9 protein-coding genes are annotated in these 10,668 nt (G+C 71.6%); 3 read left to right on the forward strand and 6 right to left on the reverse strand.

Annotated features, from left to right (window positions below; all coding sequences use genetic code 11):
• Positions 1 to 31: 31 nt before the first annotated feature.
• The 4 genes from ABZX90_RS42085 to ABZX90_RS42100 are packed head-to-tail and all read right to left on the reverse strand — an operon-like array spanning position 32 to position 4,048.
• Positions 32 to 1,288: a glutamate synthase-related protein gene (locus ABZX90_RS42085; protein ID WP_351133819.1), complete on the reverse strand. Its 1,257-nt coding sequence runs from the start codon at positions 1,286 to 1,288 to the stop codon at positions 32 to 34.
• Positions 1,285 to 2,274 carry an asparagine synthetase A gene (locus ABZX90_RS42090; protein WP_351133817.1) on the reverse strand — a complete coding sequence of 330 codons (990 nt, stop codon included), beginning with the start codon at positions 2,272 to 2,274 and terminating at the stop codon, positions 1,285 to 1,287. The genes ABZX90_RS42085 and ABZX90_RS42090 overlap by 4 nt, the downstream gene beginning before the upstream one ends.
• A complete protein-coding gene (locus tag ABZX90_RS42095) occupies positions 2,271 to 3,602 on the reverse strand; it encodes a methylaspartate mutase (RefSeq protein WP_355213532.1) in 1,332 nt (443 codons plus the stop codon). Before ABZX90_RS42095 ends, ABZX90_RS42090 begins: the two co-directional genes overlap by 4 nt.
• Positions 3,599 to 4,048 carry a cobalamin-dependent protein gene (locus ABZX90_RS42100; protein ID WP_351133813.1) on the reverse strand — a complete coding sequence of 150 codons (450 nt, stop codon included), beginning with the start codon at positions 4,046 to 4,048 and terminating at the stop codon, positions 3,599 to 3,601. The genes ABZX90_RS42095 and ABZX90_RS42100 overlap by 4 nt, the downstream gene beginning before the upstream one ends.
• 255 nt (positions 4,049 to 4,303) lie before the next feature.
• Between ABZX90_RS42100 and ABZX90_RS42105 the strand changes: the two genes are divergently transcribed.
• Together ABZX90_RS42105 and ABZX90_RS42110 are read left to right on the forward strand one after the other, a co-directional pair.
• Positions 4,304 to 4,600 (forward strand): hypothetical protein, encoded by a 297-nt coding sequence (locus ABZX90_RS42105; RefSeq protein ID WP_355213533.1) that lies wholly within the window; start codon positions 4,304 to 4,306, stop codon positions 4,598 to 4,600.
• A gap of 51 nt (positions 4,601 to 4,651) precedes the next feature.
• Positions 4,652 to 4,864 (forward strand): MbtH family protein, encoded by a 213-nt coding sequence (locus ABZX90_RS42110; RefSeq protein ID WP_351133809.1) that lies wholly within the window; start codon positions 4,652 to 4,654, stop codon positions 4,862 to 4,864.
• Positions 4,865 to 4,926: 62 nt separating this feature from the next.
• On the opposite strand, the gene ABZX90_RS42115 is transcribed toward ABZX90_RS42110, so the two are convergent.
• The gene (locus ABZX90_RS42115; protein ID WP_355213534.1) at positions 4,927 to 5,853 is read right to left on the reverse strand and encodes an ornithine carbamoyltransferase; all 927 of its coding nucleotides are present in this window, start codon (positions 5,851 to 5,853) and stop codon (positions 4,927 to 4,929) included.
• Positions 5,854 to 5,915: 62 nt separating this feature from the next.
• Complete coding sequence (locus tag ABZX90_RS42120; protein WP_355213535.1) at positions 5,916 to 7,265, reverse strand: helix-turn-helix domain-containing protein; 1,350 nt, start codon at positions 7,263 to 7,265, stop codon at positions 5,916 to 5,918.
• Between the two features lie 276 nt (positions 7,266 to 7,541).
• Between ABZX90_RS42120 and ABZX90_RS42125 the strand changes: the two genes are divergently transcribed.
• On the forward strand, positions 7,542 to 10,553 hold the full coding sequence (locus ABZX90_RS42125) for a BTAD domain-containing putative transcriptional regulator (protein ID WP_355213536.1): 3,012 nt from the start codon (positions 7,542 to 7,544) through the stop codon (positions 10,551 to 10,553).
• Positions 10,554 to 10,668: the final 115 nt, after the last annotated feature.

Consider the following 10,668-nt stretch of genomic DNA (forward strand, 5'->3'; position numbering starts at 1 on the left):
CACTGCGAAGTCGTAGAAGAATCAGGGGTGTTCAGCCGGGAGGAAGCAGGACGTCCCTCGCGTCCAGTGCGTCCACCCGGTACTTGCCGAGCGCGCTGATCAGCAGCCGCAGTTCCAGGGCGATGCTCTCGACGAGGCGGACGAGCCCGTCCCCGGCGTCCTCGTCGACCGCGAGGAGCGCGGCCCGGCCGAGTCCGACCGCGTGGGCACCGAGCGCCAGTGCCTTCACGGCCCGGGTGCCCTCCCACATCCGCCCGCTGACCAGCAGGCAGTTGCCGGTGCGGCCGATCCGGATCAGGCAGTCGCCGAGCGGGAGCCCGACCTGGCCGAGGAACCCGGTGGGCGCCCAGGCCGTGCCGCCCTCCGCGCCGTCGACCGTGACGGAGTCCGCGCCGGCCGCCCAGGCGGTGGCCGCCGCGAGCGCCACGTCCCGGCCGGGGTGGAGCTTCACCCACACCTTCACGCGCGGGAAGTTGTTGCGCATCAGCCGGATCTGCTGGCGCAGGATCTCCTCGGTGAACGTGCCGGGGCTGCTGATCCGCAGCACCCGGTCGCCGCCCGTGCCGAACACCTCGTCGGTGGCGTACTGTTCGGCGACCCGCCCGGCGGCCTCACGGCCCAGGACGGTCAGCCCGCCCAGGCCCGGCTTGGCGCCCTGCCCGACCTTCAGCTCGAAGGCCAGCCGGCCGGAGGCCAGCAGGGGTTCGGACACCGGGTCGCTGTAGACCAGGTTCCACACCTCGGCGTCCGCGTCCTCGGTGGACTGCTGTACCACGACCCCGCCGTACTCCTCGTTGCCACCTGTGGCGGCGGCCTCCGTGTAGGCGGCGATCCGGCCGAGCAGCGGGGAGACCTCGGCCTCGGACGCGGCACGGTAGCCGTTGACCGGGACGACGTTCTCGCCGATGACCATCGGGATGCCCAGCCGTCCCGCCTGCCGGCCGGCCGCCTCGCCGAGGTCGCGGCTGGCGACCTGGGTGGAGCCGAACGCCGAGACGTACAGCGGCAGCCGGGAGGCGAACCCGCCGACCACGGCGTCCAGTTCGACGTCCGTGTACAGCGGCTCGCGGGCCAGCTCGATCAGTTTCTTCAGCCGTTGCGGCATGAACACCGGCGGCACGATCCGGGCCCGCTCCAGAAGGTCGTACGCGTCCTGCCCGGCCGGCACCGCGCCCAGCAGGCCGCTGCCGTAACCGTCCAGGGCGGGAAACGCGGCGGCCGCGCCGTACCGGGCCCGGTGCCGCACCTGTTCCTCGGGGAAGCCGGTGGCGCTCAGTACGGTGCTCATGCCGACACTACTCCCGGCAGCTTCGGGTAGGCGCTGGCCTCCCAGGCGGCGGTGCGGCCGGTGACGTAGCGGGTGAGGCGCTCCAGGCCGATGCCGAAGCCGGAGCTGGCGGGGATGCCGCGCCGGGCGAGGTCCAGGTACCAGCCGTACTTGGCGGGATTCTCGCCGGTCTCCCGCATCCGTGTGACCAGGGCCGCGTAGTCGTGCTCGCGCTCGCTGCCGCTGGCCAGCTCGCCGTAGCCCTCGGGGGCGATCAGGTCGAAGTTCCGCAGCACGCCGGGCTGCTGGGGGTCCTCACGGTCGTAGAAGCCGCGCGAGCCCTTCGGGTAGTCGACGACGAAGAAGGGCCGGCTGCTCTTCGCGGAGATGATCTCCTCCCCCTGCCAGTCGATCTCGGCGCCGGGGTCCTGGGGGTGGCCGAGCGCCACCAGGTCGGCGGTGGCGTCCTTGTGCGTCATGCGGCCGAACGCGCCCTGCACCACCTCGCGGAAGGCGTCCGCGTCCCGCCCCAACAGCTCCAGTTCGCCCGGGAGTTCACGGACCACCTCGGCCACGACGTAACCCACCAGCTGCTCGGCGAGCTCCATCGCGTCCTCGCGCCGGGCGTCGCGTATCTCCACGTCGATCTGGTGGAACTCGGCGAGATGGCGGTGCGTGACGGCCGTCTCCAGGGGCTCCAGACGGACGTTCGGCGCGATGTAGAAGATCTTGTCGAAGGCGAGCAGCGAGGCCTGCTTGTACAGGATCGCGCTGGTCATCAGCTTGTACTTGTGGCCGTAGAAGTCGACGTCGACCTGCTTGGAGCCCCGGATGCCCGGATCGGTCACCGGTCCGATGACCGGCGGCAGCAGCTCCTGGAAGCCGCGGCCGGTCAGGAACGCGCGGGTCGCGGCCAGCATGCGGGACTGCACCCGCAGCGTGGCGCGCGTGCTCTCGCGCATCAGGTGCTGGTCGGGCGAGGACGGGAACGCGAGCGTGCTGTTCATGGTGCTACCTCCTGGGGGGACCGAGGGGCGGACGAGGGTGCGGGGCGAGGCCTGTTCGAAGGCTTGTTCGCGGCGCTGTCGTGGCGGCGCTGCACGAACGACAGCGCGTCGTACAGGCCCGCCGCGGTGAGCCGGCGGCCGCGCCGCGGGACATGACCGATGGGCATCGACCCGATCTCCGACCAGACGAGCCGGCCCGAACGGTCGATCCGGCTCCTGGTGCGGCCCGCGTTGTCGGGGTGCAGGCAGTAGGGGACGTCGAGCAGACCGCGGGCGAACGCCTTCAGCAGCGCCTGGCCGAGATCCGCGTCCAGTTCGAGTACGGCGTCCACGAGGGCGCGGGCCTCGGCGTAGACGGCGTTGTCGGCCGAACCGGCGCGCGGAGCGGGGGCCGCGCGGTGCAGGGCCGCCGCCCGCGAGGCGGTGCGCAGCGCCTCGACGTTCTCCGCGACCGTCGGGATGCGGTGCGACTCGGCCGTCGTCTTCACGATCAGCCGGGCCGCGCCCGTCTCGACGGCCAGCTCGGCGGAGCGTTCGAGGAGGTCCAGGGCGCCGCGCCGGCTGCGCGGGTACAGGCCCATGTAGGTGTAGAGGACGATGTGCCAGTCGGTGTCCGGCAGCAGTTCGCCGGCCAGCCGGCGCAGCGCGTGCACCGCCTCGCGGTCCTGTCCGGGGTGGGTCTGCTGGGCGTAGCTGAGCGAGATGCTGCGCAGGCCCGCCCGGTGGAAGAACAGCGCCTCCAGGGCGCTGATCGCCACGAGCAGTCCCGGCGGGCACAGCTGGCCGAGCATGCAGCCGCCGAACGTCTCCAGGTGCGGCTCCGCGCCACTCGCCCGCAGAGCGGCCAGTGCCTCACAGCTCTCCTGCCAGTTGCGCACCGAGTCGAGCAGCGGCGTGCGCCCGTACGGCAGGCAGTACGACACCGGTCCGCCCTCGGTGGCGTCCAGACCGAGCGGGGCCAGAGCGGCGACGATGCGCTGCGGGCTCGCCGAGCCGTGCCGCACCTGCACCGGGAAGCCGGCGTCGCGGACGCCGTCCAGCACCCAGGCCGCGGTGTGCGGGCTGTAGGAAGTGATCGGGAACCCGTTGAGCGGGACCCGCTCGCGCAGCGCCCGCACCGCCGAGGGCTCGTCGCCCACCCGCGTGTAGCTGTCGATGGTGACGGTGCCGACGACCGCGTCCGCCGCGCCCTTGGTGGCCAGCAGGCCCGAGCGCATCAGCGCCGGGTCCGAGAACCCCATCCGCGGCTGCACCACGAGCGCCCCGCGGGCCTGCGCCTCGGCGACGAAGCGGCCGAAGGACAGCGGGTGTCGGTCGAGTGCGCTCATCGTGCCACCGCCTTGCGCGCGGGCAGGGTGCCGACGAAGGACTCGAAGGCGGTGAAGCCGGCCCCGTCCTGGAACACGGCGTCGAAGCCGGCCCGCATGAGCTCGCCGGCCTGCTCCTCCTGACGGCCGCCGACGCCGAGCTTGCCGCCGATGACGGCCGGCAGGTCCGCAAGCTCCCAGCGGGACCTGACCGCCTCGATGAGCGGCCCGGCGTCGTTGAAGCCGTGCCCGTTGACACTGCTGACCACCAGCAGGTCGGGCTGGAACTTGCAGCAGGACTCCACGATTTCGTCCTGGGGAATACACGGCCCCAGGTTGACGACCTTGTGCCCGAGGTCTTCGAGCAGCAACTGGATGAATACGAGATTCCAGGTGTGCGCATCGGACGGCAGCCCGGTAACGACGACGTCCAGCGGCCCGGATCGAGGGCGATCCGCCCATTCCACAGGCTTCATTGTTCGCTTCGTCCACATCATGGGGTGACAGGGGAGAAAGAGCGGTGGAGAGAAAGGGGCTCCGGTGGTTCCGGAACTTCATTTCGGACATCAGCGTAGATTCGCGCCGCCGCCGTTTCCGGCGTCCCCGGCGGCAACCGACAGGCAGCCGGGCAGCAGTTGGCGACCACCTGCCGCCGGGGTGCGCTCCGGGTCCGGACACTGGAGTGCACGACACACCCGAGTGACCGAGTAAGGAGTGAGGACATGGCGGACGCGCTGGAGGACGTACTGGACCGGGCACGCGAGGACATCGACCGGAGCGAGGCCCTCGGAGAGGCCCAAGTCGCCGTACTGGAAGCGGCGTTGAACCTCGTACGGGCGAGCCGGCCGCGCCTTGCGGAGGTCCCGTCGGAACGTGCGGAGCTGCTGCGCGAGGCCCTCGCCTCGGTGCGCGCGGCGACCGTGGCCACCGGGATCGCCCTCACGCGCGCCCACCGGAGCCCGGTGGTTGCCGCCCAACTGCCTGGCCCGCTGCCCGGCACGCAGGCCGTGCGGATCTAGCGTTTTCCCCACACCCCGACTTCCAACCCGACTTCGCAGAGGTGGAACACCATGGCAACGAATCCGTTCGAGGACTCCGATGGCCGTTACGTCGTTCTCGTCAACGACGAGGGCCAGCACTCTCTCTGGCCCGCTCGCATCGAGCAGCCGGCCGGCTGGGAACTCGTCAAGAACGAGGTCTCCAAGCAGGAGGCCATGGAATTCATCGAGGCCAACTGGACGGATATGCGCCCGCGTTCCGTCGTCGCGGCGCTGGCGAGCTGAAGACGAAAGCGAAAGGCCGGGCGGGCTGGAATCATCCAGCCCGCCCGGCCTTTCGCGCGCTTTCAGTCCGCGGCGGTGGTCACGCACCACTCCAGGACCGCCATCGCCGCCGTCATCTTGTGGAACGCCTGCCGCCAGGCGACGCTGCTCGGCCCGTCCAGCACCTCGTCCGTGACCTCCTGCCCGCGTACGGCGGGAAGGTCGTGCAGGAACACGGTGTCCGGGCCGCCGAAGCGGGCGAGGAACTCCGCATTGATCTGGAAGCCCTCGAAGTCCTTCAGCCAGTCGGGGTTCGCCTTGGGCACGCCCATCGTCTGCCAGCGGCTGGTGTACACCGCGTCGACCGGGCCCTCGACCTCGTCGAGCGACACGACCTGCGTCACCGGGGCCTTGCCGCCGGCGAGTTCGTCGGCGAGGTCCAGCTTGTCCTTCGGCACCTCGTAGCCGCTCGGGCACAGCAGGGTCAGCCGCAGACCAGGGGTGAGCGCGGCGGCCAGCGCGAGGGCCGCTCCGGAACTGTTGCCCTCGCCGACGGCGAGCAGGTGCAGCCCGTCCAGCGAGCCGAAGTGCTCGGTGAGCGTGGCCAGGTCGGCGATCGCCTGGGTGGGGTGCTCGTCCAGGCTCAGCGCGTTGACGACGGCCAGGTCAGGGCTGCTGCCGAGCCGCCGTATCTCCTCGACCTCCCCGTTGGTGCGCACCACCAGCGCGTCCAGGTACTGCCCGAGCACCCGGGAGGTGTCCTCCACGGTCTCGCCGGTGGACAGTTGCAGCTCGTCCGGGCCGAAGGTGATGACGTCGGCGCCCAGCCGGGTCGCCCCGCTCCAGAACGACGTACGGGTACGGGTCGAGGACTTGCGGAAGTAGACGCCGACCTGCTTGCCGTCGAGCGACCTGCGGTCGACACCGGCCCGGCCGAAGAACACGGCCCGCTTGACGATCCGGTCGAGTTCGGCGGGCGTCAGGTCGGCCAGGGAGATCAGGTTACGCATGGGTGAAGTGCCTTTCGTACGAGAGGGATCAGCGGGTTCGGGCAGGTCCTGGGGGGGCAGGTTCAGTCGGCCGCGCCGACCAGGTCCGCGGTGGTCGGCCGTCCGGTGCGCAGGAGCTCGCGGACCAGGTTGAGCACGGTGAAGCCGACGGGCCCGCCCGGCTCGGTGGGCAGTTGGCGGATCAGACCGCGCAGCAGCAGGCCGTGCACGTCCCGGGCGACCTCGGCCAGGGGCGTGCCGCTCGCGCGCGCGGCGGCGTCCACCGTCCACGGTTCGGGCAGGCCGGCCAGCGTGCCGAGGAAGTGGGCCGTACGGGCGTCCAGTTCGGCCAGTACGGCGTGCAGCCGCTCGCTCAGCGTGCCGCCGGAGTCCCCGGCGTTGGGGGTGACGTCGTCGACGAGGAGCAGCGGGGTCGAGCGGGCTACGTCGAGGAGTTGGTCCGGCGAGTAGAGCAGCAGCCAGGAGGCCGCCGCCTCCAGCGCCTGCGGCAGGCCGTCCATCCGGTGGCAGATGTGGGCGACGGTGGTGGTGACGGCGTCGGTGGGCAGCAGATCGGGGCGCATGTGGCTGACGTACGACAGCATCAGCTCGACGGCGGGGCCGCCCGCGACCAGGGAGTCACCCGGCAGGGCGGACCCGTCGGCGGACGGGACCGGTACCGGCAGCGGAGCCAGCGGCAGCAGCCGGCCGGCCGGGGGCCGGCTCACCCGCCGGGTGGTCACGATGATCTTCAGCTGCTCGCAGGCTCGCAGCAGACCCAGCAGGGTGGGCACGGCGGCCGCCGAGTCGTCGAGGCCGTCCAGCACGATCAGGGTCGGCTTGGCGCCGATGACGGAGGTCAGTTCCTCGTAACGGTCGCCGTCACGGACCAGCTCACGGACCCACTCGTTCAGGGGGGTCCGCGGACCCTGCTCCGGGCCGGTGCCGGTGGGGCGGTCCATGGGAACCCACAGCACCGGCATCCGGTCCCGGGCGTGCAGCACCAGCGCGGCCTCCTGGGCCAGCCGGGACTTGCCCACTCCGGGCAGCCCCACCAGGGTCAGCAGCCGGTCGTGCCGGTTGTCCAGCCGGCCGGTCAGCGCCTCCAGTTCGCCGCGGCGGCCGATCAGGGGGCGCAACGGCGGGGGCGGCGCGGCCAGTTCCGCGCTGTACAGGAACTGCAGCACCCGCCCCGCCGCATGGGCGTCGGCGGCCAATTCGAGCTCGGCACGGCGGGCACTGCTCATCCGCAGGGCATTCGCCAGCAATTTGAGCGTCTCCCTGCGAGGATTCCGTACGCGCCCCTGCTCCAGGTCCCGGATGGCACGCACGCTCACCGTGGAAAGCCCGGCGAGCTGTTCCTGAGTGAGGCCCGCCCGCCGCCGCGCATTCTGCAGCAGCACATCGAGGCCGGATGTCGACTCGGAATTCATCAATGTCCCCTTTGTCCCCACATCTTGGTCACGTGCAGGTAAGCGACCCGAGTCGACCAGGAGTCCGGAACTACTGCGTCCGGCCGGAATTTCCCCGGTGTGCACACCTTGCGGAACTTGCCGGCCGTGTTCGTGGCCTGCCGACGGGGAACAGAGTGCGCGCCGCTCTTCCCGAATGCTTCCCGGCCCAGTACCGCAGCGTTCCGCATGCGGTTACGATCTTCTGCGAGCGGGAGCGAGCTGCAAGGGGAAGCGGCAACGAGGGGGAGGCTGTCGGTGACGACGCCAACAGGGGAACGGCTTCGGTTCAACATTCTCGGCCCTATAGAAGGGTGGTCCGAGGGTGCCCGGCTGAGACTGGGCGGAATCATTCAGGAACGAGTTCTGGCCACTTTGCTGTTGGAGCCCGGAAAGGTTCTCCCGGTCACCCGTCTGGTCGAGGCGGCCTGGGACGAGGACCCACCGGCCACGGCGTCCCATCAGGTCCGTAAGGCGGTCGCCGACCTGCGACGACGGATCCCGGGCGGCGCCGAGGTGCTGCTCACCGAGGGGCCCGGCTATCGCATCGTGATCGACGAGTCCCAGAACGACCTCTCCGAATTCGGAATGCTGGTGCGCACCGCGAAAGCGGCCGTGGCCGAAAGCCGACCGGCCGGGGCGGTCGAGGTGCTGCGCGCCGCTCTGGCGTTATGGCGCGGCCCGCTGCTCTCCGGCAGCGGCGGCCCGGTGATCGAGGCCGCGGCCACCACCATCGAGGAACGCCGGCTGGCCGCCTGGGAACAGCTCCTTGAGCTGCGGCTGACCCTCGGCGAGTCCGCCGAGGTCATCCCCGATCTACGCGAGTTGACCGCCCAGCACCCGCTGCGGGAGACCCTGCACGGCCAGCTGATGGTCGCCCTGTACCGCTCCGGACGGCAGGCCGAGGCCCTGGAGGAGTACGGCAAGGTCCGCGAGCTGCTCGTCGAGGAGCTCGGCGTCGACCCCGGTCCGCGACTGACCAAGCTCTACGAGGGCATCCTGCGGGAGAGCCCCGAGCTGGCCGGTCCCGAGCCCGCCGCCCTCGCGCCGGCTCCCGTCCCGCTCCCGGCCGAGCCGCCCTGCACGCTGCCCAACGACCTCGCGGACTTCACCGGCCGCGAGGCCGAACTGGCCGAACTGCTGCGCTGTGCCACGCAGAAGGGCGAGCAGGGCCCGCGGCTCGTGGCCCTCGACGGCATGGGCGGCAGCGGCAAAACCTCCCTCGCGGTGCGCGCCGCCTACCTCCTCGCCCCGGAGTACCCGGACGGCCAGCTCCACATCGACCTGCGCGGATACACTCCCGGCGACCGGCCGGTGCCCGCCGGCACCGCACTGGACAGCCTGCTGCGGGCTCTGGGCATACCGGGAGACCGCATACCCGACGACGTGCTGGGCCGCACCGCCCTGTGGCGCGCCACGCTCGTCGGGAAACGACTGCTCATCCTCCTCGACAACGCGGCCGACGCGGCCGGTATCGGCCCGCTGCTGCCCGCCTCCTCCGGCTGCGTCGTCCTGGTCACCAGCCGGGCCCGCCTGATGGACCTCGACGGCGCGGAGTGGATCTCCGTCGGGACGATGTCGGCCGGGGAGAGCACGACCCTGATGGCCGAGACGCTCGGGGCCGAGCGCGTCGCCGCCGAACCCGAAGCCGCCGCGGAACTGGCCCAGTTGTGCGGGCACCTGCCGCTCGCCCTGCGTATCGCCACGGCCCGGCTGCGCAACCGTCCGCGCTGGACCCTGCAGTACCTGGCCGAACGGTTGCGGGACGAGACCCGAAGACTCGACGAGCTCAGCGCGGGCGCCCGGAGCGTCTCCGCCACCCTCCGTCTGTCGTACCAGGCCCTGGACGACAAGTGCCGCACCGCGTTCCGGATCCTGGCGCTGCATCCGGGCGGGGACATCAACGTGCACGCGGCCGGAGCGCTGCTCGGCACGGACATCTGGGACTCGGAAGACGTCCTGGAGACACTGCTCGACGTCCATCTCGTTCAGCAGCCCGACATCGGCCTCTACGCCTTCCACGACCTGGTCCGCAGCTTCGCGCAGAGCCTGCTCGGCGAGTCGGCCGACGGCGAGGACACGGTGGCGGTGGAGCGGCTGCTCGGCTACTACCTGACAGCCACCGACACGGCGTGCGAGGTCCTCTACCCCGGCCGGAAGAAACGTCACACCGGCATCCCGAGGTCCGCCGCCGAGCTGCCGGACCTCGGGGACGTGGACCGGGCGCAGGAGTGGTTCAGCCGCGAACAGACGGCGCTGGTCTCGGCCGTCGCCCTGGCCGAACGGCGCGGGCACGACCGGTATGTGGTCTGCCTGGTCCGCAACCTCGTCTTCCAGCTCAACGCGCATGGACAACTGGAGGAGTTCGGTGACCTCGGGCGTATCGCGGTGGCCGCCGCGCGCCGGGTCGGCGATCTGGGGCTGCTCGGGGTGAGCCTGTCCAACCTGGGCGTCGCCTGCTGGAAGCTCGGCCGCTTCGCCGAGGGGATCGAGGTGGCCAAGGAGGGACGTGACGTCGCCGACCGGCTCGGCGACCAGCACACGGTGGCGCACAGCGAGAGCACCCTCGGCCAGTTCAACAGCCTGCTCGGCCGCTTCCCCGAGGCCCTGGTCCACCTGGAGAAGGCGACCGGACTCGAACGGGAACTGGGCGTCGCCCGCTCGGAGGCCGACAACCTCACCATCCTCAGCACGCTCTACGAGCAGTGGGGCCGGCCCGAGGAGGCCAGGACGGCGGCCGAGCGGGCCGTCGAACTGCGGGAGCGGCTCGGCCAGCGAAAGCACCAGACCGCCACGCTCACCGACCTGGCCCTCGCGCACGTCGGGCTGCGTGCGTACGACGAGGCGGACCGTTGTCTGCGGCAGGCGCGCGAACTGTTCGACGACGCCGGGGATCCGGGGGACGTGGCGCTGACCCTGGCCCTGTCCGCCGACGTCGACGAGCGGCTCGGCCGGCCCGTACGCACCCCCGATCTCGTCGCGCACGCCCTCGAACTCGTCGAGTCGAACGTGTCGCCGCTGCGCCGGGCCAAGGTGGAGAACACGGTGGGCCGCCTCCGGTACCGGCAGGGGGACACGGAGAGCGCGCTCGCCCTGCACATCCACGCGTACCAGCTCGCGTCGGCCATCAGCTACCGCATCGAGGAGGCCTACGCCCTCGCGGGCATGGCCGATGCCCTCGGCGGCGCGGAGGAGGCCGCGACGCACCGGGCGGCGGCCGAGGCGCTCTTCGCCGAGATGGGTGTACCCGCGGACCGCCGCCGTACCTGAGGATCCTGAAGGGCCCCGCCCAACGGCAGTGCCCCGCACCGGAGTTCCGGCGACCGGGGGCTTGGCCGCGCTGGGCAGAGTGGCGTCGGGTGAGGGGAGCTCGGGTGCGGTGCGG

It is taken from the genome of Streptomyces sp. NPDC002935, assembly GCF_040611295.1.
Classification (GTDB): Bacteria; Actinomycetota; Actinomycetes; order Streptomycetales; family Streptomycetaceae; genus Streptomyces.

Excerpts from the sequence above, each read along its gene's own strand:
- ABZX90_RS42120 (WP_355213535.1), bottom strand. The coding sequence starts at position 7,265 with ATGAATTCCGAGTCGACATCCGGCCTCGATGTGCTGCTGCAGAATGCG.
- ABZX90_RS42115 (WP_355213534.1), bottom strand. The coding sequence starts at position 5,853 with ATGCGTAACCTGATCTCCCTGGCCGACCTGACGCCCGCCGAACTCGAC.
- ABZX90_RS42090 (WP_351133817.1), bottom strand. The coding sequence starts at position 2,274 with ATGAACAGCACGCTCGCGTTCCCGTCCTCGCCCGACCAGCACCTGATG.
- ABZX90_RS42105 (WP_355213533.1), top strand. The coding sequence starts at position 4,304 with ATGGCGGACGCGCTGGAGGACGTACTGGACCGGGCACGCGAGGACATC.
- ABZX90_RS42085 (WP_351133819.1), bottom strand. The coding sequence starts at position 1,288 with ATGAGCACCGTACTGAGCGCCACCGGCTTCCCCGAGGAACAGGTGCGG.
- ABZX90_RS42095 (WP_355213532.1), bottom strand. The coding sequence starts at position 3,602 with ATGAGCGCACTCGACCGACACCCGCTGTCCTTCGGCCGCTTCGTCGCC.
- ABZX90_RS42110 (WP_351133809.1), top strand. The coding sequence starts at position 4,652 with ATGGCAACGAATCCGTTCGAGGACTCCGATGGCCGTTACGTCGTTCTC.